The organism is Secundilactobacillus kimchicus JCM 15530, assembly GCF_001433995.1.
Taxonomy (GTDB): domain Bacteria; phylum Bacillota; class Bacilli; order Lactobacillales; family Lactobacillaceae; genus Secundilactobacillus; species Secundilactobacillus kimchicus.
The window spans coordinates 1-25,327 of record NZ_AZCX01000009.1; the positions used below are offsets into that span (position 1 = coordinate 1).

19 protein-coding genes are annotated in these 25,327 nt (G+C 45.0%); 4 read left to right on the forward strand and 15 right to left on the reverse strand.

The features are described from left to right. The first annotated feature begins 51 nt into the window (after positions 1-51). Positions 52-915, forward strand: a complete 864-nt coding sequence (locus tag FC96_RS09800; protein ID WP_056942869.1) for a hypothetical protein — start codon at positions 52-54, stop codon at positions 913-915. Between the two features lie 913 nt (positions 916-1,828). Here FC96_RS09800 and FC96_RS09810 read toward each other — a convergent pair. Continuing rightward, the gene (locus FC96_RS09810) at positions 1,829-2,191 is read right to left on the reverse strand and encodes a phage holin, LLH family (protein ID WP_056942870.1); all 363 of its coding nucleotides are present in this window, start codon (positions 2,189-2,191) and stop codon (positions 1,829-1,831) included. A 372-nt stretch (positions 2,192-2,563) separates the two neighbouring features. Between FC96_RS09810 and FC96_RS09815 the strand changes: the two genes are divergently transcribed. Beyond that, complete coding sequence (locus FC96_RS09815) at positions 2,564-2,959, forward strand: hypothetical protein (RefSeq protein WP_056942871.1); 396 nt, start codon at positions 2,564-2,566, stop codon at positions 2,957-2,959. A 121-nt stretch (positions 2,960-3,080) separates the two neighbouring features. Beyond that, entirely contained in the window at positions 3,081-5,711 is a 2,631-nt protein-coding gene (locus FC96_RS09820; protein ID WP_056942872.1) for an SH3 domain-containing protein, read from the forward strand. A 232-nt stretch (positions 5,712-5,943) separates the two neighbouring features. On the opposite strand, the gene FC96_RS09825 is transcribed toward FC96_RS09820, so the two are convergent. The 14 genes from FC96_RS09825 to FC96_RS09890 all read right to left on the reverse strand — a co-directional run bounded on the left by FC96_RS09825 (position 5,944) and on the right by FC96_RS09890 (position 23,223). After that, positions 5,944-6,738: a hypothetical protein gene (locus FC96_RS09825; RefSeq protein WP_054659995.1), complete on the reverse strand. Its 795-nt coding sequence runs from the start codon at positions 6,736-6,738 to the stop codon at positions 5,944-5,946. Positions 6,739-7,216: 478 nt separating this feature from the next. Beyond that, the gene (locus FC96_RS09830; RefSeq protein ID WP_056942873.1) at positions 7,217-7,990 is read right to left on the reverse strand and encodes a hypothetical protein; all 774 of its coding nucleotides are present in this window, start codon (positions 7,988-7,990) and stop codon (positions 7,217-7,219) included. A gap of 268 nt (positions 7,991-8,258) precedes the next feature. After that, on the reverse strand, positions 8,259-8,456 hold the full coding sequence (locus FC96_RS09835) for a hypothetical protein (RefSeq protein ID WP_054659991.1): 198 nt from the start codon (positions 8,454-8,456) through the stop codon (positions 8,259-8,261). A 100-nt stretch (positions 8,457-8,556) separates the two neighbouring features. Next, positions 8,557-9,111: a hypothetical protein gene (locus FC96_RS09840; protein WP_056942874.1), complete on the reverse strand. Its 555-nt coding sequence runs from the start codon at positions 9,109-9,111 to the stop codon at positions 8,557-8,559. Between the two features lie 310 nt (positions 9,112-9,421). Then, entirely contained in the window at positions 9,422-10,009 is a 588-nt protein-coding gene (locus FC96_RS09845) for a DNA-3-methyladenine glycosylase I (protein ID WP_054659985.1), read from the reverse strand. Continuing rightward, a complete protein-coding gene (locus tag FC96_RS09850; protein ID WP_054659983.1) occupies positions 9,996-10,826 on the reverse strand; it encodes a TIM barrel protein in 831 nt (276 codons plus the stop codon). The genes FC96_RS09845 and FC96_RS09850 overlap by 14 nt, the downstream gene beginning before the upstream one ends. Positions 10,827-10,962: 136 nt before the next feature. Continuing rightward, positions 10,963-11,829: a methylenetetrahydrofolate reductase [NAD(P)H] gene (metF, locus tag FC96_RS09855; protein ID WP_056942875.1), complete on the reverse strand. Its 867-nt coding sequence runs from the start codon at positions 11,827-11,829 to the stop codon at positions 10,963-10,965. Continuing rightward, positions 11,816-14,092: a 5-methyltetrahydropteroyltriglutamate--homocysteine S-methyltransferase gene (gene metE / locus FC96_RS09860; RefSeq protein ID WP_054659981.1), complete on the reverse strand. Its 2,277-nt coding sequence runs from the start codon at positions 14,090-14,092 to the stop codon at positions 11,816-11,818. The genes metF and metE overlap by 14 nt, the downstream gene beginning before the upstream one ends. Before the next feature lie 548 nt (positions 14,093-14,640). Beyond that, the gene (locus tag FC96_RS09865; protein ID WP_054659979.1) at positions 14,641-16,263 is read right to left on the reverse strand and encodes a glycoside hydrolase family 43 protein; all 1,623 of its coding nucleotides are present in this window, start codon (positions 16,261-16,263) and stop codon (positions 14,641-14,643) included. 36 nt (positions 16,264-16,299) lie between these two features. Next, complete coding sequence (locus FC96_RS09870) at positions 16,300-17,778, reverse strand: MFS transporter (RefSeq protein WP_056942876.1); 1,479 nt, start codon at positions 17,776-17,778, stop codon at positions 16,300-16,302. A gap of 210 nt (positions 17,779-17,988) precedes the next feature. Continuing rightward, entirely contained in the window at positions 17,989-18,894 is a 906-nt protein-coding gene (locus FC96_RS09875) for an AraC family transcriptional regulator (protein ID WP_056942877.1), read from the reverse strand. Positions 18,895-19,002: 108 nt separating this feature from the next. After that, positions 19,003-20,514 (reverse strand): xylulokinase, encoded by a 1,512-nt coding sequence (gene xylB / locus FC96_RS09880; RefSeq protein WP_054659977.1) that lies wholly within the window; start codon positions 20,512-20,514, stop codon positions 19,003-19,005. A 68-nt stretch (positions 20,515-20,582) separates the two neighbouring features. Beyond that, on the reverse strand, positions 20,583-21,926 hold the full coding sequence (gene xylA / locus FC96_RS09885; protein ID WP_054659975.1) for a xylose isomerase: 1,344 nt from the start codon (positions 21,924-21,926) through the stop codon (positions 20,583-20,585). A 127-nt stretch (positions 21,927-22,053) separates the two neighbouring features. Continuing rightward, positions 22,054-23,223 (reverse strand): ROK family protein, encoded by a 1,170-nt coding sequence (locus FC96_RS09890; RefSeq protein ID WP_054659973.1) that lies wholly within the window; start codon positions 23,221-23,223, stop codon positions 22,054-22,056. A gap of 323 nt (positions 23,224-23,546) precedes the next feature. Here FC96_RS09890 and FC96_RS09895 point away from each other — a divergent pair, with 323 nt between their 5' ends. Beyond that, positions 23,547-24,917, forward strand: a complete 1,371-nt coding sequence (locus FC96_RS09895) for a sugar porter family MFS transporter (protein WP_056942878.1) — start codon at positions 23,547-23,549, stop codon at positions 24,915-24,917. The last annotated feature ends 410 nt before the right edge of the window (positions 24,918-25,327 follow it).

A 25,327-nucleotide genomic window follows, 5' to 3' on the forward strand; every position in this document is an offset into this window, starting at 1 on the left:
GAACCGCCGAACTAATATGCTATACTGTAGAACAACAGGGGGACTTAACTGATGAAAAAAACCAACGCATTATTACTTGCAGCAACCACTCTAGGACTAGGATTCGCTGCATTCACCACAACGCATACTGAGACCGCTCATGCGGCTTATTACACTTGGACGAAGACGAAGAATTATTCGCCAAGTGTCGCTATGAAACAGAAAACACCGGGCACGACTGCTTATATGTGGGACGCCCACCACACCCGGAAGCTTCATAACCTAAAAAACTATCCAAGTGCTACTTGGTACCTATCAAAGAGTGTGAAGATGACACGCGGTGGTAAGAGTGCGATTTACTACCGACTGACTAGTGGCGGGGTTAGTGGTTATGTTTGGCGCGGATATTTGGCAAAAGGTGTAAATAATATCAACACAGGGAACACTCAAGCGAGTGGTAATTCGTCGAATGCTATCCCGAATACTGATCCTTCATTGATTGACAGTTCTTTGAATAATCAGTTGATTAGCATGTTCCCAGGCACTGTGCAGGATTCTAAGCTTCAAAAATTAGCAAACGCATATCCTTCAGAAAAGTTGAGTACAAGTGGCTACAGTTCACAAGCCGATAGTAGCAGTTTCGATAACCTAGTACAAACTCAGTTAGCTACTAGTTACGTAAAAATTGGTCCATTGATTACCGGGAATAACGTTGAACCACGTAAATCTTTCATCGCTGGAACAACGAGTTTTACGGATTATATTAAGGAAAATGCATCAATTTATGATGGGTTTAACGCAACCAATAAAAAGGTCAACTTCTCTGGATACAAAGGTTACCACATTGGGGCATATGTGAGTCCTAAGAGTGTCACTAGTGATCCGAACACTGGAACTAAAGGATACGGTGATTTTGTCGTTCTACTGGTCAAATAATTGATTATGCAAAATGAAAGCTACAAAAACCAAGTACTTTAAATGTTTAAATTAACAGACCATACTTAATATTGAAGCACTTAAAAAGGTAGTCAGATGGCATTTCTGACTACCTTTTTTGACGTCCAAACTCTTTTGTAACCAGAGAGAAGTCTCTGGTCGGGGTTCCGCATTATAGCTTTGTGCTCAAAATGTTTTCTTTGATTGGAAACGTGTCCCTGTGTATGGAGAGTCCCGATGACTGATCATAAATAGCGTAAATTAAACAAGCATAGAACTGGACCTCTTCAAAAGTCGCTGTCGATTTAGCCATAATTTGGGGGTACTTTTCACAAAGGAACATTCGAACCTTCTGAGGAGCTTCACGCTTCACATACAATTTTTCTAGGTAGTCAGCACTAATCTGAAAATCGAGACTCTTACTTTCTCTAATTCGATCAATCGTAAAACAAACTGCTCTCATCTTCTCACTATGGGAAAATCGGACCCAATATAACAAGTACCGTTTGGTCCTCTCCACAGTTTCCTCCAGATCTAGTGTGACATCCTTAATTAGCCGTTTTCCTTTTGGGAACATATTAAACACATACTTTCTAAAAAATCAAATTAACAACATTAATAACACTATTACTTATTTCAGTAAAAAACACAACTTTTTAAAACCTCATAAACTTGTTAATATGGCCTATTCAGTCCCTTCTGGCAGCATGTTTCTAAATCGAAATAGTGTTGTTTTTAAGGGAACTAAAGCGCTTCACAAGCCCACTTAAATTATCTATGAAAATGAACAATAACTTAAATATTACATTTTCATTTCTTTTTTTGCTAATTGTTGAACATTAACCTCATCGTCGCCAAAGAAGCACCTGTTCTTAGCTCGTATTTACAATGCTCTACGAATCCTCAAACAATCTCAAGAACGGGATTTTAACGGTGTGTCTTTAAATTCTTGATACGCTTTTTCGACCTTAGCTGACACGGTTTCCTCTGTCAGTTGTAGATCAAGCAAGCTAAGCTTTCGGTTAATAAATTTGATGGCCTCCGCCTTCCGTTCCTCATTGCTTAAAGTGCTCATTAGGGCTAGTTCAGGAACAATTGTCGCCGCCAAATCATCTGCAATTTGGAGAGTTCGTACTTTAATGCTGGAAGTTTCATCCTGTAGTTTGGCCTGGGCAATCGGATGAAGTAGTTTATAGGCTACAAAGAGAGCTGTCCCGAGAAACGCAATAACGCCATTTTTGTCCAACCACTGAATCCAACTTAGTATTTCTGACATCCTGATATACCTCCTTCTTTTGGATATCTTTAGGATGTCATTCACGACTCATAAAAGAAACTGTCAATTACTATCGATTTATCCCGCAATCCTTTATTACGAAAATAGAATAATTTGTAATATAAGAGTCCCAAATAGAATGAAATATTTCTGTAATATACCTTAAGAATTGTTAAATATCCTAATAATACCAGTACGTTAGAAGGGGTTTAAACGTTACAGAACTGTTGCGAATTTCTTAAATTTTTATAAAGAAACTTTTGTAATTTTAATTATTTAGCCAAAATTTTGTTTGCGGTTTATATCACAAACTGCTATTTTCGTATTTGTACTCATCAAATATTCAAATGGAAATCTGGAGGTATTAGTTGAATGGCTAATCAATATTCTGTTCATAACATCAATAAGTCTGAAAGTGTCAATCGCGTCAAATATTATCTCACCCATTACGGAGACCCCGAAGCCGAGATGGCGTGCCACTTCGGTATCCCACTGTGTGACCAAAGTCGCAATATCCGGCAAACAATTCAGACCTTGCGAGATACAGATTCAACTCAGAATCAGTTGTATGCAGACCTGATTGCTTTACATTTTTTGAAAAAGAAGCCCTGTGACGAGGTTCAATCAATCCTGCTAGAGAGATATCCGGATTTTTTTGGTGAATCTACCAGTGCCTACTTCAGAATGCAGTTCAAAGCGCTTTTACGATTTGCTTTTTTCGACCCAACCGCACATTTGTTGGTCTCCATCAAGAACTCCGACAGTTAACGATAGTTTATGCGAGTAATTGACATTAATTGACAGTTTTATTTTTTTAGTCTGCGTTTTATGCTTTGGTTGTCGACGAAACAACGAGGCCTCCAATCAAAAAATGTGAGGATGATGAATAATGGACGTTACAGCAGCAACCAACACACCAGAAATGTATACCATTACTGCTTCAGGGACATTCACCTTTGACCGAAATGTCGGGGTCCGAACCAGTCCCTTTATGGCCCAATCTAGTGCTGCCACCTATGTAGCCGGTGAATCAGTCAACTACGACAGTAAAGTCAAGAATGACAATCACCTTTGGTTAAGTTATATCGGGGCATCCGGCAACCGAGTATATGTTGATTACGCCAACATTGCGAATAACGAATATTTTGGGACTGATACGAATTCGACTGACCCGATTCAAGCTGGTTCTGAGCCCACAACCGGTGAGGGGTTAGGAACGCTCTATGGACAAGAGGGGGCTAATCACGCTGACGCCACCCCAGATGGAACAACTTACACCACAACTGGGAACTTCACCTACACCACTAACGGGGCCTATGGCCGTGAAACAACGTTGATGGATAGTCAAGGGATCGATCACATTGTAGTGAATTCCACGGTGCCTTATACCGCTAAGATTAAGGCCGATAATCACTATTGGCTGAAATATGTGAGTGCTAACGATGGCAAAACGTACTACGTCCCATATGCGACGATTGTTGACAGCACGACCGGTGTTCTGCGGTACTACGGGGAAGATAGCAACTGGGGCGACCCAGTTTACGCTTCCGGTGGCAGTACCTCAACTGGCGGCGGTCTCCCAACGCCAAGTGACCAAGAAAACTTAGGTGAACTTACCGGTGCTGAAGGCGCCGCAGTGGCTAATCAAACAGCCGATGGGACAGTTCTAGACTCTCAAGGTCACATGGGTATTGTCGCTGACGTAAACGTTTACGAAACCCCGGATATCAATTCGACGGTTATTGACACCTTAGCTGGCGGTAATGACATTTACTACGAAGCTAAGGTGAAATCTGGAAACTACTATTGGGCTTGTTACTCACCGAATGACGATGGTCATTATGTCTACTTCCCATATGCGCAAATCAGTCCTTTTGTCTCATACGTTACTGACGAGAACCCTGGTGACCCGGTTTACACAACAGGTGGTGGAACAACCGGCGGTCGGGATCAAGGTGGGGTTGATACCGGTACGCCATCACTAAGTGGTGCGCAACCATTAGCTAGTCTGGATGGGTATAAATTCCCAATGAAGGGCTGGGTAAAAATGTTAAGTGGTGCTGCAACTCGAACACAACCGACATTTTCATCAGATTTTGAAACTGGTACTACGCACGCAAAAGGTACAAAAGTCAACTATGTTGGAAAAACAAACGGTACTGAGCACACTCGTATGTGGGTGAAATTTGCGAACGGTCACTACATGCCAATTGGCCAGTTGTCAGTCGGACTTAATGACTTAACGAAAAATAACGATAGTGCTTACAGTGAAACCGTTGCAAATTATGTCCAAGATCAAAACACATCTCAACCTTGGGAAAATATCTGGCCATATACTAAAATGGTTAATGGTAAGACCCGTGGTAATAAGGTTTACGGTCCTAATAACACTAGCTGGGAGGAAGGTTACAATATTGACAACTTAACACCTTCCGAGGATTTTGTACCAACTTCGGACGAAATTGATGAAATGGAAAGAATTAAAAGTGAAATCACAGCTAATCGAAACGATGACGATGTACTAATCACTTATATTACCGATACTCACGTAGATAGTTACCAAACACCGGGGACCGCTATGGGTCTTCGAGCGATCATGTTGGCTAGCTACTTCACTAGCCATTATGGGACAGATCTCATGATTCATGGTGGCGATCTAAATGACGGTGTGAAGTCTCGAGAACTTAGTTTGATTGATACTGAACGTGCGGTTGATGCTGTTAAACTTAGCCGACGCCCGTACATTATCCTTCAGGGTAACCACGATGATAATTCTGGCTATGTTCGTGATATGGCTGGTTACCAAATGGACCAAATCGTTACGGCAGCTGACGAATGGTCACTACGTTCATCTCAATGGTTACAACGACCGTCAAATCCCAATAATGCTGTGTATGGGACTTATGAGATCCCTGACAGTAATATTACTGTTCTTGTGCTGGACGGTTTTGATCAGCCAGAAATTGCCACTGATACGACCGACGATGGAAATCCACACTTCAACACGTTTAGACATGGATTCACACGCTATTCGAAACCCCAGTATGATTGGTTAGTAAACACATTGCCACAATTAGCTGCTTCTGGCAGAAAAATTATGGTATTTAACCATATCATGCCTCGCGGGGTAACCGGTTGGAAAACTCTTCTCGATTTATCGAATCATTTCGAAAATGCTCATGATTTATCGGGTTACTCTGCACTGATTTATGATGAGTTAACAAAATACAGTAATAGTATTATCGGATACGTCGCCGGTCATACCCATGAAGATGACCACGCGTATAGCGGTGGGATTCAATTTGTTACGACAACCTGCGCATTACCAGATCGTGGTACTGGTGACGAAAATCGAGCTCCAAAAGGGAATCGTGACCAGCTGGCTTTTGATGTCTTCCAGATTAGCACTAAGAATGGTACTGTTAATCGGCATCGATATGGTTTCGGAGATGACAACATGAGTCCCAACCAATATCTACCTTCACTAGGCGGTTCACGCTTAGCTGAATGGTCTTTCTAGGGTAATCTATCACTTGTTCAAAAAGAGGCTTTGACATATCTCGGCTTTCGCAAGGCGAATAAAGACGAAAAACCGTATTTTTGGGTTTTCGTCTTTTCTTTGTCCTGAATTATTTAAAGGGGTGAATTGACAATTCACCATATCAAAAACACTACCCTAAGAACAAAACCGTTCTGGTAGTGTTTTTTGTTTCCCGGACCCTTATATCACAGATATTTTGCACGTTGCTAGATTAAGGCCTTAGGAATAATAGAGCGACATCCCCATATCGAGAAGAGCCTTTAGGAAAGACATACATACCCATTTGGTAGTTCTCCATACCATTCGAGTTGTTGTATTCATTTCCAATTCCTTGATCCAACGAAATTTCAGTGGTTAGTGCGGCTTTAACACCATCGGCAAACGAAGCCCCTCCTTTAATCCCACCCTTTCCATCTGAGGCAAGAATTGACGTACTGGCCATTTTTAATTGTTCGTCCTTTGTTAGTTGCGTGTCCAAATGCTTAATCCATTGCGAGTCTCCCATTGAACTCCATGTATCATCGTACTTAGTATAATCTTGCATAATCTGTTGCAAACGAGCACTTAAAGTCGCTTTTGGAAAAAGATTTTTGACAATACTTTGTTCGCTGCTCGTAGCAACATTATCCGTAGGAATATAAGTTTCAAATCCGCCCATTTTGAGATATCCGCGCCAAACGTACCCAAAAACCTGCTTCTTTGAGTTGACCAGGCGGTAATATATGCTTGACTTAGAGCCATTTGACATCTTAACGCTTTTAGACAGATACCAAGTAGTTGTAGGATAGTTTTTAAGATTATGTAACCTACGCGTATGATGTGTATTCCATACATACGCGGTCTCCTTAAAGTAACGCGCATGGACAGCAGGTGCTGGCGAATAATTCTTCGTCTTCGTCCAAGTATAATAAGCCGCCTGAGCGGTCTCAGTATGCGTTGTGGTGAATGCTGCGAATCCCAGCCCTAAGGTGGTCGCTGCGAGTAATAATGCGTTGGTTTTTTTCATGATTTAAGTCCCCCTGTTGCCATACAGTATAACATATTTGTTTGGTGAGGCAACGTTATCTGCTGAACAGCCTTGTAAACCGGTGTAAAGGAAAGGGGGTGTAAAAATGTAATATCAGTTACTTTTCTTTTGAAACACATAATATATTTATTAGCTCTGTTAGCTACATTGCGAGGTAGGCATTTGACTAACAAGTATCCTTTCTACTATGGCCAAGAAGCAGCGAACCATGAAGATTTTTTCAGGCGCTGTAATGTGCTATGCCGACTTTGATGAAAGGATTAAGCCTATATGGAAACGCTCAGTGTGAGCCTCTTCGGCCTAATAAATATAGGAAACTAGCCCCTGCTTACAATCTTGAATATTTGGATGATTGACAAAGACTGGTTATTTGACCTTTTAATAAAAAACCTTCAGACTTTCGAACGAAAAAAGCCAACCCACATAAAGGCTGACTGACGTTGAAATTTGCTTTTTACTAATTCACGCTAAATATAATGATTCCATTACCATAATACAGACTATTTTTGGGATAAAAATAAGCCCCAATTTTTTGTCCTTTATGGGTTTGCGTATTGTAGTTTCCGCCATTATCAGTGATTGTACTATTAATGTAATCCTCCAGGGCAATTTTCCCGTGACGAAAATCAGTTAATGGACTCTTTGAATTTGGTACATAGCTTATTTGCGTGTGGCTATAAATGGCACCGTAAGTTGCTTTCATTATTCTGGCGTATCCAGGCACAGATTGATCAGGATTAGAGTAATTTCCTGAGTAATTTGCCATTGCCTGTAACGCTGGATCCTTAATGGTACCCGTAAATAAATCTAATACTTTTTGACTCATTGGCGATATTTCTGATTGCCAGTGGTCATTTCCCGTAGCTACCGAATTGGGATTAATTCCCTTGGTAAAATAACCGCGGGCAACATAGCCAGTCACTGTATTTTGCTGATTCCGAACCCGCCAGAAAATGGTTGAAGATTTACCATGGACCATTTTGACACTCTTGGTTACGTACCAAGTCGTTGTCGGGTAGTTTTGCATGTTATGACTGTACGCTGTATGGCGCGCATTCCACATGAGTGCGGACCCGCCAATAACTGCCTGATGATACGGTTTTGCAGGCGAATAAGTCTTGCTTTTGACCGTTTTGTAGGCTGCACTGGCAGTCGTCGAAAATGAGGCAAAACTTGCTAGCCCAATCCCCAATGTCACCGCAATAAGTATGAATAAATGACTTTTTTTCATGATTTAAGTCCCCCTGTTGCTCTACAGTATAGCATATTAGTTCGGCGGTTCAATTTGGTCAGCTAAACGACGCTGCCTGCTAGCATTAGAGAGGGAAAGTAAAAAGATGAATGTCACTATTTTTATCAGAAACTTCATCACCAATCCTGACTCTTAAGGCCGGTAACAGTTTAGCCAAAAAAATACGCGCCAATCGCTAGATTACAGGCTAGCGATTGGCGCGCATTTTAAATTGCTGGCACTTGTTTAAGAATCAAGATCTACCGGTCTAATTCGCGTGGCGTTGCAGAGTCGGCTGTTGGAAGGTCATCGTTGCTTGCCGGGGCGTCACCGCGCGGTTGCTTGGAAACCCCGTCGTCCGGGCCACGATGTATAATGGCCGTTGCCGGGAGCTTTCAAACATGCGGTAGAGGTACACCCCGATGATACCGAGGCTCACCATGATGAGACCGGTGAGTAAAAACATGGCGGTGACCGCAAATTGGAGGGTGCTAAACCCTGTGAATAGGCTGATTTGGTGATTAGAGGACGTTACGTATATGGGGTTAAAACGAGCTAGTATACTATTAGTCCTGTTTTGCAATCATTAATGCGTAATCTGATTCGTCTATAACACCCATATATGCAGAAATATGATCATAGAAACAAATTCCTAACCGCCATTGGCCAGTCAGACTGGCCCTTTTTTCTGCCGTATATCCGAGTTGATCGAGTTCTTCTTTGATTTTATCTAATCTGTCTTGGGTCGTAATGCCAGTTTTGGGGCTAGCAAAGCGTAAGTAGTACATCGTCTCGCCTGAAGTGCCAGGAGTTAGTAGGCTTGTTTGGGAAGAAAAGAGCTTGCCACTCGAAGCCGATAGCCCCATGGCGTATCTTGAAAGATCCAAGCTTACCGGCGTGTTTGGGAATAATGCGATAACGGCCTTTGCTAGTTTTTGTTGTGGCGACTCATTCAGATATTGTGTGTAACTTGCGTCATCTGTTAATAGTGGGCTATTTACCCCAAAAACTGGTGACCACTTATTATAATTTGTTAAGTAACCCCGCCAAACGTATCCCGAAACTTTTTTGTTTTCGCTAGTGATCTTATAATAAATTGAACTTTTACCCCGATAGGTCATTTTGACGCTTCGCGATAAATTCCATAGTGCGCCTGGGTAATTTTTTAAATTGTGAAGCTTGGCTGTATGGTGAGCATTCCACATGTAGGCTGTTGTACCTGATTTCTTTTGTTTCAGAGGCCAGACACGAGAGTATGCCTTTGTCTTACCCCAAGAATAATAAGCCGCATGAGCGGTCTCAGTATGCGTTGTGGTAAATGCAGCGAATCCCAGCCCGAGGGTGGTCGCTGCAAGTAATAATGCCTTGGTTTTTTCATAAGTTAAGTCCCCCTCCCCCTATCATACCATAGCCACAACCGCCAACCACGGCCTAAAAAGCCTGACTTTTTGCTGCTTCAATCGCTGCTTGCCGGAACTCACAGGTCAACACATGGTCATTTTGAATGCCCAGCGCTTGGAGCCACGACGTCACGATTGTCGGCCCCAAAAACTTAAAACCCTTCTTTTTCAGCGTTTTACTAATTTGTTGCGCTAGCGGCGTTTGAGCCGGGACTGAAGCGCTCGTCGCAAACTGTGCGACCAGTTGGTGGCCACCCGCTTGCTGCCACAGGTAGGCGTTTAACGACTTGCCTGCTGCATGCCATCGCTTCATTTGCTGGGCGTTATTCACAGCGGCATCAATTTTACGCCGGTTGCGAATAATGCCTGTATCCTGCATCAATGCGGCAATCTTTTCCGCATCAAACGCGGCCACCTGATCGATGTCAAAATCGGCAAACGCGGCCCGGAATGCCGCCCGTTTATTGAGCACCGTTTGCCAACTCAGACCCGCTTGCATCATTTCAAGAACCATTAACTCAAAAGTTTCAGTCTCATCAGTGGTGGGAAAGCCCCACTCGGTATCATGGTAAGTCTGCATGAGTTCATTGCCAGATTCTGCCCAATCACATCGCGTCATGTTCTTGCCTCCAAATTTTTGAGAAGTAGTGGTGACTTTCCCGCATCTCACGGCTGTCATATTGGTCGTTCAAGTCAATTTCATAGATATTGGTCGCCTTGGGGTTCATCATGCTCGCAGCTCCCTGCCAATCAATCGCCCCTGTGCCGAGCGGTAAACTATCGTGAGTCATTCCCATGGAATCAACAAGATGATAGTGAACCACCTGAGGACCCAACAGGCGCATCGATTCCTGTAACAACGTATTATCCCCACGAAGCACGATAAACGCGTGGCTCACATCAAAGGCTAACCGGTAGCCGCGCTGCTGGACGAGCTGATCGACAACCGGGTTGCCGAAATCAAAAATAGGGGAAATAGAGTTTTCAAACATCACGTGATCACCACCCAACGATTGGAAATAATCCAACCGTTTAAAGGCTAAGGTGCGGGCGGCGTCAATGGACCCAAATTCCGCTTCGATTTTAGCCGACTCTTCATTATAAGCACCGTGAACCAGCAACTGAACGTCTTTTTCTTGGGCCACTTCAATCAGGTTTTCCGTGCTACTCATCACAAAATCGTACGCCCGTGGATGCTGACTCGCCTTGACGGCCACCTCATTATGGTAGTGTAAATAACTCATCGGGTGGTGAATGACAATCGCTTGCACGCCGCTATTTCGTACCTTATCAATCATCGCTCGCAGATGGGTTAGCCCACTAGGCGTCACATCATCCGCCTGCGTGTAAAATTCAAACACGGTTGGTTGGTACTGCAACCGTTCGTCAATCTGACGTGGGTCGGTACTGGCTTTTAACCCTAAATACGGAAACATTCAATCACCTGCTTTCAAAAATTGCTTCTCTTCTGTTATACCATGGAAAATTAAATAATCCCTAAATTCAGGTCGCTAAATGTCAAAATCGGCACACTAAAATAACCGAATACCATTAAAGGCACCCGGTTACTGGTTAAATCAATGTTTTAATGGCCGAGCAAATTCGCTTGGTGACGATTGGATTATCCATCGTATACAGGTGAATCCCATCGACTCCCTCCGATAATAAATCAACGATTTGGTCAACGGCGTATGCCACTCCGGCATCGCGCAAGGCCACTTTATTGTCCGCGTAATGCCGCATCATTTTGGCAAACTTTTGGGGCAGCCCCACGCCACACATCGTGGCCATCCGTTCAACCATGTGCGCCGTGATAACAGGCATAATGCCGGCTTGAATGGGAACTGCAATCCCGGCTTCAGCCACTGCGTCTAAGAAATGATAAAAGTGGTCATTTTCAAAAAATAGTTGGGTAATGAGTTGCGAGGTGCCAGCTGCCACCTTCTCCTTGAGGTGGGCCACGTCCACCGCTAGGCTTGGGGCTTCCGGATGCACGTCAGGGTAACACGCCCCGATGATGTTGAAGTCCCCCGCCGCTTTAACAGCCGTGACTAAGTCTGACGCGTGCTGAAAGGGACCATGGGGCTGGCCGGTCGCTGGCAAGTCTCCGCGCAGCGCCAACACATTTTCCACGCCCGCATGGGTCAGCGCATCCAAGTAATCTGGCAAGGTTTCAGCGGTAAATTCCAATCCGGGAAGGTGGGGCACCGTTTCAACGCCGTAGTGCGCCTTGATATAACGACACAGCCGTAACGTACTAGCGTGGTTATCGCTACCGCCCGCTCCATACGTCACACTGATGTAGGCTGGATCCAAGTCAGCCAGCACGTCAAGAGAGCTATAGAACCGGTTTAAAGCCGCTTCTGAGGCACCTGGCCGTGGGGGAAATACTTCGAACGAAATGACAGGCCGGTCTTTAAAACAATCAACGACCTTCATGGACAAGCTCCCCACGGACCTGCTTCGTCGCCGCCACCACGTTTTCCAGACTTGCGACCGTTTCAGTCGTCCCCCGAGTCTTCAGACCGCAATCCGGATTGATCCAAACGTTGTCTAGTGGCAGCTTCGCCAAAATTTTGTGAATGGTTGTCGCAACTTCTTCTTCAGATGGGACCCGTGGCGAGTGAATGTCATACACGCCAGGCCCAACATGGGTCTGGAAGTGATCCTCTTGTAATGTATCCAGCAGCGTTAGGTCAGCCCGCGAAGCTTCAAATGAGATGACATCCGCATCCATGGCATCAATGGCCTCAATAATATCACCAAACTCACTGTAGCACATGTGGGTGTGAATCTGAGTTGTCGGCTGAACCTTGCTGTGGACCAATCGGAAGGCCGGAATAGCCCAATCCAGGTACCGGGGATACCAATCCGTTTTGCGTAACGGCAAGTTTTCGCGCAACGCGGCCTCGTCAATTTGAATAATCTTAATCCCGTGACGTTCAAGATCCAAGACCTCGGCCTGAATCGCCAGCGCAATTTGGTACGTTGATTCTTGTGGTGACAAATCTTCCCGGGTAAACGACCAGTTCAATATGGTCACCGGCCCTGTCAGCATTCCTTTGACGGGCTTGTCCGTCAAACTTTGCGCATACACGGATTCAGCCACCGTGATTGGTTGGGTCCGGGCAACGTCGCCCCAGATAATTGGTGGCTTCACACAGCGGGTACCATACGATTGCACCCAAGCATTTTGAGTAAAGATAAAGCCATCCAGTTTCTCACCGAAATATTCCACCATATCGTTGCGTTCGAATTCGCCGTGAACCAGCACGTCTAAGCCAATTTTCTCCTGAAATTCGATCCACTGCTTAATTTCATGCTTGTTAAACGCATCGTACTGTTCTCTTGTAATCTCGCCGCGCTTGAACTTTGCCCGGTTTTGGCGCACTTCACGGGTCTGGGGAAACGACCCAATGGTGGTCGTCGGTAACACTGGCAGGTTAAATTCATCAGCCTGAATTTTCAACCGCGTCGCGCGATCGGGTTCCCGGTTAAAGTCGCTGGGTTTAAGCGCCGCCACTTGCTTGGTAATGGCCTCGTTTTCTTGGTATCGTGGTGTCGCAAAGAGTTGCTGGTTCGCTTGAAGTTCAGCTTGGTTGGTAGCAGTTGCAATCGCTTTAAGGTCAGTTAATTCCGTTAATTTTTCGGCAGCAAACGCCAAGTATCGCTTGTAATGTTGCGCTAATTTCGGTTCGTTAGCCACTGTGTAAGGTACGTGTAATAAAGAACAGCTGGTCGTCAAGATAAGCTGGTCGTCCTTGACAGGCAACGATTTGATTAAGGCCAACTTTTCGTCATAGTTAGCCCGCCAGATATTTTTCCCGTTGATCACACCCGCAAACAGCACCTTGTCCGCCGGAAAACCGTTCGTTTTGACCAACTTGTCAGTTTGCGCCCCTTCCACAAAGTCCAATCCGATTCCGTCAAAGGCTTGATTGACGATAGCTTCGTAACTGTCGCGCAAATCCCCGAAGTAGGTTTGTAGTAAGACCTTCAGCAATTTCTTGGCTGCCAAAAGCGGGGTGTAAAGTGCTTGGAATAATGCTAAATCAGCCACACTTTGATCCTTCACTAAGGCCGGTTCGTCTAGTTGTACCCAATCAGCACCCAGTTCGGCCAATTGTGATAAGACATCGGTATAGGCCGTCACAAGTTCCGGCACATAATCCGCAGCGGTTTTAGTCCCATTAAAGGCCGCTAGTTTCAACAGTGTGTACGGGCCCACAATCGTTGGCCGGGTCTGATACCCTTGGGCCTTGGCCTCCTTGAATTCGTCAAATAACTTTGTCCCAACCAGCTTAATATCGGTCGTGTCCTCGAACTCCGGTACCAAATAATGATAGTTGGTGTTAAACCACTTCTTCATACTCAGCGCAGTGACGTCACCCTTGGGTCCCTGATAACCACGAGCTTGCGCAAAATACTCGTCAAGCGGGGCTAAGTTTAAATCACGGTAGCGTTGTGGCACGATGTTCAACAAGTTAGCCGTATCTAACGTCGTGTCAAAGTACGAAAAGTCGCCTGATGGAATCTGGTCTAACCCCGCTTCCGTCAGTGATTGCCAATTAACTCGTCGTAGCTCACGAGCGGTTTCATCCAGCGTAGTAGCATCAATTTCGTGTTTAAAATACTTTTGAACAGCAAATTTTAATTCTCTGTGTGCCCCAATTCGAGGGTAGCCAACAACGGTTGTTTTCATAAAAATATCGCTCCTTTTAGCGGTTCAGTGTCCAATAATCTAATAGTTCGTCACATCATCACATGACGGTACCAGTTAAGCCGTCACCCAACAAAAGACAAGCAGTTGCAATTTTATGACAGTGTAAATAGTATATTTTCGCCACTTGCTATCCCTCCAAATTGTCGTCACAGAATCAAAAAACGCCCCTACTCTCGAGACCGAGAATAAGGACGTTGGCACGCGTTACCACCTTACTTTAAATCCAGTTCACACTGAATTTCTTACCGAGTACCTGTTGATACCCGCGTGCTATAATGGGCACACCCACGATGGCTTAGCCATAGCTCAGCCATCCGATTCCGTTGAAGACCATCTTCACTCGCTTCCACTACCGCTTTCCACCAACCAGCGGCTCTCTTTGAGTGGTCCCAAATTACTCATCTTCTAATCGACTTCTAATATTTGATACAAAGATACACCATCTAATGAGGGTTGTCAACGTCAAAGTGAGGATGATCTCATTATTTTTTCGTCGATTTCTCAGTTTAATTTCTTTGAACCTGCTGTTAGTCTGGCAGTTCCTTATAGTCAAAATAATCGAAATCAGCCTCTTGTTCGTAGCCGCTGTAATCCACTGCAGCTAGACCAACAAAGGCCCCGGTGAAGAACCCACCATAGGTTTGCAACACGTAATCGTCGGATAAGATGGCAGCATCCAGTGACACCGGCACATCTTGCCATGTCTGACCATCGAACGAATACTGATAACCATACGATTGCTTACGGACCTGCGTTCGAAACCAGACTGCTTCGACGTCATCCGGAATTTGAATTGCGTCATCCTTTAAATACGACGTATAGTGACCCCGGTTATTTTCGGCAACTTCAATGACGCGCCCCTTCTTTTCATCCCAGGTCACAAAAATCCAAGACCAGTGATTGTCGTTATAGAAGTTCGTCAATCCAGCCATCTGCTGATAAGTGTACGGTTTAAACGTGACCTTGGTTTCAGCATTAAAGTTAAAGGCCTGCCATCTCCGCGCTACCATGGACACGTCAAAGTCACTGGCCAAGGAGTCACGCCCAATCAGCGTTAACTGACCCTGTCCTATGCGGCCCATGTGATTCTCAAACGGTACCCTTAACGTATTCCATTCCAGCGCAAGTTCTGACTGATCAAAGTCATCATGCTGATCGCCATTGTCAGGTGCTTTTGTCAAAATAGCATCTTTCGGGGCCTCAACTTCAACCTGGCCGCCGTGGCCACCGACTACCCGAGGCCACCCCTCATCGTCCCATTCAACCTTTTGGATCGACGTCTCACGCCCAAGCGTGCTCCAACCACGAGGATCGTACGCCGATTCATTCTTATGGTTCCATGGTCGCGCAACCAGTGACGCATAGTACCACTCACCACCAGGCGTATTGACCAAGGCACCATGGCCTTGTTTCTGAAGGTAGAAATCAGGCGTATCCATGTTTGTAATAAATGGGTCACCCGGTTCCGTTTCAAACGACAGCGTATCCAATGTGCGTGACCGGGCCACCACTTCTTGGTGGGTAAAGACAGTGCCACCCTGAGCTGCAAACAAATAATAGTAACCATTGATCTGGTATAAATGGGGCCCTTCGACTAATTTCACCTGGGTGCCATTATAGATCGTCCGAGCTGTTTTTGGCTGTAGCTTCATTGTCTTAACGTCAAATTCAGTTAGTGTAATTCCGTTGAAAGGATGGTGGTATTCACGGTGATCCCAAGTTTGTTGAACTAAGTATTTCTTTCCATTTTCATCGTGAAAAAGTGACGCATCAAATCCAACCCCGTTCAACTTGATTGGGTCTGTCCACGGACCGTGAATGTCAGTTGCCGTCGTCAAGTAATTGGTCATATCTTTAAAGGCGCCTTCTGTGATCTTAACATCCGTGTAAACCAACCAGAACTTACCGTCAGCGTATGATAAATCAGGTGCCCAGATGCCACCAGAAGCCGGATTCCCTTTCATATCAAGTAGCGTTGTTGTTGATAATGGTGAGGGCAACAAGTTCCAATGCACCATGTCTTTGGATTCGTGCAGGCGGACACCAGGGAACCACTCAAAAGTAGAATTTGCAATATAGTAGGTGTCACCGACTCGAATCATGCTCGGATCGGCATTAAAACCGCGTAACACCGGATTTTCAATTTTCATCATTTTACCTCCAAATCACTCATTCATCGTCTTAACCTAAATCTGCTTCGCCTTACGTTCTTTATCAACGGCAATGTTGATTTCTGCCACTCGCGCATCACTGAGTGGGTAACGACTCATAATGAACATCGCAACGAGCGCCAAAATAATTGGAATCCAAACCATCGACCACTGAATCCCGACCAAAGCCGAAGCTGGTTGTGATTGCGACGTCCCGTCGAACTTGAAAAAGGCATTGATATAGCCGGGAATAATACCACCCAGTGCCAGCCCAATCTTGAAAAACAGGCCCATAATTGCGTTAATGATACCGGCTACCCGCTTTTTAGAACTATACTCACCATACGAGACCACTTCCGGCACCATCGACCACATGTAACCGGTTGCCGCTGTTAAACCCCATTGTTGCAAGAAGCGCCCAATGTATCCTAAAGTCGTGTGATCCTTGAAGCCAGGCAACGACCATGCCCAAATAATGAGACTTCCGACAATGAATAACGATAAGAAAAGGTAGAAAAAGCCCCGCTTACCAATCTTTTTACGGACAATTGGCCAGAGAAAGACGAGGAAGATCCCCGGAATTGATCCAATCAAGTTGATCGACGCCATCCATTCAGAATGGCCGACGTTGTATTGCATGTAAAACGGCCAAACAGTGTTCCCAAAGAACATGAATGTAAACCCAACTAGGAAGAAAAGACCTAATATCTGCAGTGGCTTATTGCGTTTTAATTCGCCAAACAAATCTGAATACTTAACAGACGCTGATTCTTCCTGAGTTGGCAAGATACGTTCCTTGACGCCGAAGTAGGTGAACAGCAACATCACAAACCCAATGACCATGTAAATGGACATGACCAAGAAGTAGGCCCCACCGGCATGTGGTGAACTGTAATCTCCCAGATTCAATTTGAGCCCAAAGAGACCAATGTCTTTTGACTGCGGGTTCGGTGATGCTAATTGCACGAAAAGTGGTAGGAACGTATAAACCAACAGGTTACCAATGTTGGCTTCGGTCATCCGAACCGTCGTTAACGTTGACACTTCATCGTTATCTCGAGTTAACGAAGCGTTTAAGGCCCCATACGGAATATTCACCAGTGAATACACCATAGCGGTCGCCATGTACGCAACAAAGGCGTAAAAAATGTTGCCCCGTAAAGCTGGGATTGGTAAAAATAACATCGCGGACAAGATGGTCAGCGGAATGCCAAATTTAACCAAAAATGGGCGGTACTTCCCAATCTTCGGATTAAATTTATGGCGGTCAACATAGGCCCCCACCCACGGATCCCAGAAAACATTGATCCACCGAACCACTAAAAAGATGGTGGCACCAGCTGCTGCTGAGATGCCGTAAACCGTCGTCAAGTAGAAAAGCAGCATCGACCCAATCGTCCCAAAAATAAGGTTTTGGGCCAGGTCCCCGGCGCCGTAGCTAATTCGCTCGCGCCAAGAAAGTTTGGCAAATTCATCCGTTTGCGAATTTGCAGTTTGGCTAACATTTGAAGCCATGGTAGTTCCCCCTTATACTTACAGTTGGTTTTGACAATCAACCAACTTGCGTCAAATAGTCAAATTCTATCTAAACCAGTTAAACAACTTGTATACCCACTAGTAAGCTACAACCTTATTGTATTCGCTTTCATTACCAGGTACTATCTAGTTTTCTAACGAGTAATAGTTAAATTGTGACCAATGTCACACGCAGCTTATCTACCCTGTTTACTCAAAGTAACCACTTTCTTTAAGCGTGCGCACCTCCCGTTTCTTTAAAATTTGGTGCTGATAATTACTGGGTGTCACCCCTGACCATTTCCGGAATTGCTTCGAGAAATTTGACGTACTACTCGACCCCATTCGAAAAGCGACTTCTTCGACCGACAAGCTTGGCGCCCCTAGCAAGACCTTGGCCTTTTGATATTTTTCTTCTTCAATATAGTGTAACGGCGTAATCCCATACACCTTTTTAAAGGTCCGGTGACCATAGCCTGTGCTGATGCCTAATTCCTGACACACATCACCAAACGAAAAGTTAGGGATGACTTCTGCCTCGGTCATTTCCTTTATCAGATTCGCCATATCCCGCCCCATCTTGGCCTCTTGCTCAGAATACTTTGCGTTTTCGTGAAGTTCCATTTTCTTAAGAACCGTCAATAGATCTGATAGAAACTGTAAATAAGTAATCTCGATTTGGATTTTTGTTTGGTTGGCATCGAATCGCTGGCTAGCGACCAACCCAACCATTTTGGTACAGACGTCCCCAATCAACTTTGCAATGTCGCTCTCCGGTTCCAAAACGGTATTGGCGACTTTGCTGATAATGTCGGACTTTAAATCCACACTTTCAATATTAAAGTGGGTACAGATGTACGTCATCGGTTCCGTTCGGCTACTGTTCCGGTTCGTATGGATCGTCCCTGGCGAAATAATCATGGCAGATCCAGGACCGTAGGAATCCACCGAAATATTTTTAATTTCGGTTGTCTGGGAACCCGCCAAAATATACATTAGTTCAAACGCCTGATGCTTTTGTTCAAAAAACTGCCACCCCCCAGCCACCGTTCGTTGGTGCCCGCCAAACAAGTAAATACTGGTATCAATAAGTGGTAATGGCGTATATTTTTTCATGGACTGCCTCCGTTTAATCACCCACCATCGGCTTTTTGGCTAAAAATAAAGCCTGATTTCAGTTGAACTTAAACACTAAGTCGTTGAAATCAGGCCATCCTTTTTTATTTAAATATCATTATCGCGCCGATAGGCCAACAATTCATGACTCAATTCACTCGTACTCTTGTACACTTTTCCGTATATCTCATGGACTTTATCGTACTGCTGGGCCCGCTTCGGATCTGGCAGGTACTCTTTTCCAAAATGAACGAATTTGTCCGCGCATTCTTGGAACGTGTCAAACCAACCCAAACCTACTGCGGCCATCATTGCGGCCCCCATACCTGGACCCTGCTCATTTTCGAGACTCACCACTTTCTTGTTGAAAATGTCGGCCTGAATTTGTAGCCACAACGGGCTCTTAGCCCCGCCACCAATGGCGACAACCGTGTCAAAGTCGTTATGGTGCGCATCATAGATATCCATAATATCCTTAAATGAGAAAATGATGCCTTCCAGAACCGCTCGAACGAAGTCGGTCTTTTTATGGGTACCATCAACACCGATGAAGCTGCCCCGGATATCAGCATCAGCGTACGGTGCTCGCTCACCAACAATATATGGTGTGTAAATTAGCCCGTTTGCCCCCACGCCAGAGTTGGCCGCACTTTCGACCATTTCATCAAAGGAGACATCCTGCGCAAACGTCTTTTTAAACCAATTGAGTGAATATCCAGCGGCTAGTGTCACGCCCATTGAATAATATGAATCTGGAATGGCGTGATCTTCAAACTGCAGGACACCGTGGTAGTCCACATCCGCATTTTCCTCATACTTCAACACAACCCCAGACGTCCCGATACTTGAAAGGACCATGTTAGGCGATAAAATCCCCGCCCCCACTGCTCCGGCAGCGTTATCAGCCCCGCCACCAAACACCTCAGTATCGGTGCTCAAGCCAGAGAATAGCGCATAGCTCTGAGAAACTTTACCAGCTGAATCAATGGACTTCATCAACGGCGGGCACATGCTCATTGGAATATCCAAAGCGTCACAAATTTCTTGGCTCCATTGCCCGGCCTTCACGTCCAACAAGACCGTCCCGGTTGCATCAGAATAATCCATGGCCAATTTTCCCGTCATCCGATATCTAACGTAGTCCTTGGGTAACAAGAAAGTCTTGGCTTGAGCCCAAATTTCTGGCTCGTTTTCCTTAACCCATAACATTTTAGGCAAGGTAAACCCTTCAAGTGGCTGGTTCTTTGTAATTTCAACGAACTTATCGCCTAATTGCGCTTCGATTTCATGGCGTTGCTTAGTAGTCCGCGTATCGTTCCACAAGATGGCTGGCCTTAAAACTTGCCGGTTTTCGTCCAGCAAGACCAGACCGTGCATTTGGCCAGAAAAACTGATGCCTTCAATCTCTTCGGGCTTGATCTGATCGTCCAGAATCAGACGAACGATCGCAACGGTTGTCCCGGATACCCAGTCTTCCGGATTTTGTTCGCTATAGCCTGGATGCGGCTGGCTTAGTGGGTAGTCAAAGCTTTGTTGGGCGACGATTTCGCCGTCCTTATTCATGGCCGAGACCTTGACGGCACTAGTCCCAAGGTCGACGCCTAAAACATATTCACTCATACTGTCACTTCTCCTTTAAAAAAGCAGCGAGCAGACCTTGGTCCACTCACTGCATTTAGGGTTAACCATTATTTGCTGAGCGCATCAATAATGTAGTGGTTAATCGTATCCTTAACTTGTTCAAGGTGATCGGAGTGGGTCGCATTCCGTAAATCGGCTTGGGTCTTGTCCATTGAGTATTCTTCAAGCGTCTTAAAGTCTGCTTTGCCACTTTCGATGTCAGCTCCGATACCTGAGTCATATGAGCTGTAACGTTCCGTGACAAGGTTTTCCAACACGTGGTCTTCCTTCATCTTAGTCGCAATCCGAAGGCCAGCAGCAAAGGTATCCATCCCAACCATGTGAGCGTACAGTAAGTCGTTAGCTTCAAATGATGAACGACGTGGTTTCGAGTCAAAGTTCAACCCACCGTGAGGGCCAATGCCGCCATCCTCAACGACTTCATACATTGCAGCAACTGCTTCGTATAAGTCTGATGGGAATTCATCAATATCCCAGCCAATCAACTTGTCCCCTTGGTTGGCATCCAATGAACCAAGCAAGCCAGCTTCACGAGCCACACGGATTTCATGTTGGTAAGTGTGCCCAGCTAGGTTAGCATGGTTACCTTCCAAGTTCAACTTAAAGTCTTTATCAAGATCGTATTCCTTCATAAAGGCAATCGTGGTCGCAGCGTCAAAGTCGTATTGGTGCGTCGTTGGTTCCTTTGGCTTCGGTTCAAGCAACATTTGAGCATCAAAGCCAATTTCAGTGGCGTAGTCTTTTGCCAAATGGAAGATCTTGGCAGCATGTTCTTGTTCCCGCTTCATGTCCGTGTTCCAAAGTGATTCATAACCTTCACGGCCACCCCAGAAGACATAGTTTTCAGCACCGACCCGCTTTCCGATTTCCAAACTGTGCTTTAATTGCGCAGCTGAGTAAGCAAAAATGTCAGCATATGGTGACGTAGCGGCCCCGGAAACAAACCGTGGATTGGTGAACATGTTTGCGGTGTTCCAGAGGACTTTCATCCCAGAAGTCTTTTGATACTCAACAATCTTATCAACAACTTTATCCAGATTCTTGTTCGTTTCACGCAGTGTGTCACCTTCAGGAGCTAAGTCCCGGTCGTGGAATGCTAAGTAGTCAACACCCAGTTTGTCGTAAAATTCAAAGGCGTAGTCAACTTTGGCAAGTGCTTGGTCCATCGGGTCCGTGTACTTGTCATATGGTCGAATAGCGGTCCCATCACCGAATGGGTCAACTAACCGTTGATCAAATGTGTGCCAATAAGCGACTGAGAACCGTAACCAATCGCGCATCTTCTTACCACCGATGATTTCATCTGGGTTGTAGTAGTGGAACCCATCACCAGTACCTAAATTACCGTTACCTACGTAGTTAACTTTGTTAAAATCCCATAAATCAGCCATGAAACTTCCTCCTTAAGTGATAAACGAATTAATTAGTTTGTTCATACAACCAACTCACAACGTTAGTATAGCGCTTACATTCAAAAAAACAACCCCCTTTTTTCAGGAAGTTGTTTTTTTATGACCTTTATTTGGCTGAAAAGTTGAGTTCAAAGTTCTCTAAATCCAATACCTGACGCGTGATGAGCGCACACCCACCCTGCAGAGTTGCCGCATGTGAATCTGCGATCATTTTTATGGGAACCGGGTTGGATTTAGTCATTTTTTGATAATGATCCGTAATTGGTGGCAACAAACTAGGCAGTTCCTCGATCAACGGTGAATTGATAAAAATCGTTGCCGGATCATAGTTGTTTTGAACGTTGGAAATAATCATGGCGATGTTTCGGATAAAACCGTTCAACACCGTCACCGCGTCCTCATCATGCTGGTTATATAGCTCGACGACCGACTGCCGGTCGAGTGCCTGGCTCGCCTTAATTTGCCCTAACTGAGAAATAATGGCTTCTTCTGAGCAGAAATCTTCGACTTTCATCATCGTCTGACCTAAGGCGCTCCCAATAATCACAGACCGACCAATTTCGCCGGCCTCGCCGTGGTCACCGTGATAGAGTTCCTTGTTCACGATAATTCCGGCCCCGATACCACGATGAATGCTGACCGTTACAGCGTTGTTCAACGCATGCCCGTCATTAAAATCACGTTCGTAAACCGCTGACAAGTTAGCTTCATTTTCTAGTAAAACCGGAACCTGATACTTCGTTTCAAAGACGTTGGCCAGATCAATGCCTTCCATATCCATAAAGGGCGAATACGTGACCTGATTGTTATGAACCGTCCCGTGAATGGCAAAGCTAATCCCCAATAAGCCGTGCTCCGATCGATCATTTCGCCGCGCGTCATGGATGGCTTCATCAATAATTTGCACAATTTCAGACAACCGCAAGCCTTCAACGTCAGCCTGCGAGTAATCTAAAATACCACCGGAGATATCGTTTCTCATAATATGTAGGTGGCGATACCCAAAATCAAAATTAATCGTAAAGCCGTAACGATTATTAATCGCAATCAAAACGGGCTTCCGGCCACCAGACGTAGACGCCTGGCCCTCACCAAGTTCAGAAACGACCCCCCGTTCCTTTAAATCAAAGTACAACGCTGACACCGTTGACTTATTGAGTGACAGATTTTTAGAGATGTCGACTCTTGCAATAGGTTGCTGATTAAAAACTTCAGCTAAGATGGCGCGAATATTTTGTTCATGGAGCTCTTCTCGATTTTTAACATCCCCAGCCATGACCGAATCCTCATTTCTATTAATTTAATTAATTGTACCCTAAATAACTTTTACAATACAAATAAAGGCCTGCTGTCAGACAATATTGGAAAAAGTAATGCCTTTCAATGACCTTTATCCTACGTTATTTTTTTAATTGTGACAAATCCGTTTTGGTGCACGGCCTTTCAGGCATCTTATCTTCACAAGAAAACGCAAAATGGAAACCGCTATCAGAAAACGCTTTCTTTTTTTGGGGTCTTGGTTTACAATTCAATCGTTGGTTGCTTCACTATACCAACTTATTCCAACTCACAAATCATTTAATAAAGGGGTATTTCATTATGCGGAAAGTTTCAACAGGGTTCGTCTACTTCTTTGGCGCCCTCGGTGGATTACTTTTTGGATACGACACCGGGGTTATTTCGGGCGCGATTCTCTTCATCCAAAAACAACTGCATCTGGGTTCTTGGCAACAAGGATGGGTTGTCAGCGCTGTTTTACTTGGAGCTGTTTTAGGTGCCGCGATTATTGGACCATCTTCTGACCGCTTTGGCCGGAAAAAATTGTTATTGCTATCATCGATCATTTTCTTCGTCGGGGCATTAGGATCAGCCATTTCGCCAGAGTTTTGGACATTAATCATTTCTCGGATCATTCTTGGGATGGCCGTCGGTGCCGCTTCAGCTTTAATACCAACCTACCTTGCTGAACTTGCTCCTGCTAATAAACGTGGGACTGTTTCCAGTCTTTTCCAACTGATGGTCATGACTGGCATTCTTCTAGCCTACATCACCAACTACACCTTCGCTGGCTTTTACACTGGCTGGCGCTGGATGCTCGGGTTTGCTGCAATTCCAGCTGCAATTCTGTTCTTGGGTGGATTGATTCTGCCCGAAAGCCCACGGTTCTTGGTGAAGCAACACCGGGACAACGAAGCCGAACAAGTCCTTCTCAATATGAATAAGGGTGACAACGCTGCCGTTCAAATTGAACTAGGTCAGATTCAAGAACAAGCTGCCATCAAGAGTGGTGGTTGGAGCGAACTCTTTAGCAAGTTTGTTCACCCCGCATTAATTATCGGGATTGGTTTGGCCATTTTCCAACAAGTTATGGGTTGCAACACCGTCTTATACTATGCCCCAACTATCTTCACCGATGTTGGCTTCGGCGTTTCTGCCGCTCTTCTAGCTCACATTGGGATTGGTGTCTTCAACGTGATTGTGACGGCTGTGGCTGTAGCAATCATGGACAAGATCGACCGAACAAAGATGTTGATTGGTGGCGCCGTCGGCATGGGTATTTCACTATTCATCATGAGTTTTTCAATGAAGTTCTCTGGTGAGTCTCACGTCGCTGCCATCATCTGTGTCATTGCCTTAACCATCTACATTGCGTTCTTCTCAGCAACTTGGGGTCCCGTGATGTGGGTCATGATTGGTGAAGTCTTCCCACTGAACATCCGTGGTCTCGGGAACTCATTTGCCAGTGTCATCAACTGGGGCGCTAACATGATTGTCTCCCTAACCTTCCCACCACTGTTAGACTTCTTCGGGACTGGGAGCCTCTTCATCGGTTACGGAGTCTTATGTTTCGTTTCAATCTGGTTCGTTTCAAAGCACGTCTTTGAAACCCGGAACCGGTCACTTGAAGAAATTGAAGCTACGTTACGTGAAAAGGAAACCGAAGCAACCGTCGCTACAACTGGTCGCTAATCCCGATCGCAGTCATTATAAAATACACGTTAACACCTTAGTCAGTGAGCTAAGGTGTTTTTTCTTTTTCCTATATTTCAAGCTCGATCTGTGTACACCACTCCGAATAAGCAAAAGATCATCGGCGCTGCCTTACTATTTCTCAGCTCCCTATCATCAAATAAGATGATAGAACTTACTCCTGCCTCGACTCACAACAATTCGCAATACATGCACTTCATCACCTTCTATAGTTTTGAGGTGTCAGGGACACTGATTTATTCATCTTCTATACTCGATCTTTAAGACCAACATCCTAAAACTAACTAATCACAGTGTGCTGACGGGCCAGTTTGACACTCGAAATATATATTTTACTGGTATTGACGACCTCAATTTAATTATAGTAAAAGAGATATCAAGATTGTCGT

What these genes read in the sequence shown, in the direction of transcription:
- FC96_RS09800 (WP_056942869.1), top strand. Translation starts at nt 52, where the DNA reads ATGAAAAAAACCAACGCATTATTACTTGCAGCAACCACTCTAGGACTA.
- FC96_RS09810 (WP_056942870.1), bottom strand. Translation starts at nt 2,191, where the DNA reads ATGTCAGAAATACTAAGTTGGATTCAGTGGTTGGACAAAAATGGCGTT.
- FC96_RS09815 (WP_056942871.1), top strand. Translation starts at nt 2,564, where the DNA reads ATGGCTAATCAATATTCTGTTCATAACATCAATAAGTCTGAAAGTGTC.
- FC96_RS09820 (WP_056942872.1), top strand. Translation starts at nt 3,081, where the DNA reads ATGGACGTTACAGCAGCAACCAACACACCAGAAATGTATACCATTACT.
- FC96_RS09825 (WP_054659995.1), bottom strand. Translation starts at nt 6,738, where the DNA reads ATGAAAAAAACCAACGCATTATTACTCGCAGCGACCACCTTAGGGCTG.
- FC96_RS09830 (WP_056942873.1), bottom strand. Translation starts at nt 7,990, where the DNA reads ATGAAAAAAAGTCATTTATTCATACTTATTGCGGTGACATTGGGGATT.
- FC96_RS09835 (WP_054659991.1), bottom strand. Translation starts at nt 8,456, where the DNA reads ATGTTTTTACTCACCGGTCTCATCATGGTGAGCCTCGGTATCATCGGG.
- FC96_RS09840 (WP_056942874.1), bottom strand. Translation starts at nt 9,111, where the DNA reads ATGACCTATCGGGGTAAAAGTTCAATTTATTATAAGATCACTAGCGAA.
- FC96_RS09845 (WP_054659985.1), bottom strand. Translation starts at nt 10,009, where the DNA reads ATGACGCGATGTGATTGGGCAGAATCTGGCAATGAACTCATGCAGACT.
- FC96_RS09850 (WP_054659983.1), bottom strand. Translation starts at nt 10,826, where the DNA reads ATGTTTCCGTATTTAGGGTTAAAAGCCAGTACCGACCCACGTCAGATT.
- metF (WP_056942875.1), bottom strand. Translation starts at nt 11,829, where the DNA reads ATGAAGGTCGTTGATTGTTTTAAAGACCGGCCTGTCATTTCGTTCGAA.
- metE (WP_054659981.1), bottom strand. Translation starts at nt 14,092, where the DNA reads ATGAAAACAACCGTTGTTGGCTACCCTCGAATTGGGGCACACAGAGAA.
- FC96_RS09865 (WP_054659979.1), bottom strand. Translation starts at nt 16,263, where the DNA reads ATGAAAATTGAAAATCCGGTGTTACGCGGTTTTAATGCCGATCCGAGC.
- FC96_RS09870 (WP_056942876.1), bottom strand. Translation starts at nt 17,778, where the DNA reads ATGGCTTCAAATGTTAGCCAAACTGCAAATTCGCAAACGGATGAATTT.
- FC96_RS09875 (WP_056942877.1), bottom strand. Translation starts at nt 18,894, where the DNA reads ATGAAAAAATATACGCCATTACCACTTATTGATACCAGTATTTACTTG.
- xylB (WP_054659977.1), bottom strand. Translation starts at nt 20,514, where the DNA reads ATGAGTGAATATGTTTTAGGCGTCGACCTTGGGACTAGTGCCGTCAAG.
- xylA (WP_054659975.1), bottom strand. Translation starts at nt 21,926, where the DNA reads ATGGCTGATTTATGGGATTTTAACAAAGTTAACTACGTAGGTAACGGT.
- FC96_RS09890 (WP_054659973.1), bottom strand. Translation starts at nt 23,223, where the DNA reads ATGGCTGGGGATGTTAAAAATCGAGAAGAGCTCCATGAACAAAATATT.
- FC96_RS09895 (WP_056942878.1), top strand. Translation starts at nt 23,547, where the DNA reads ATGCGGAAAGTTTCAACAGGGTTCGTCTACTTCTTTGGCGCCCTCGGT.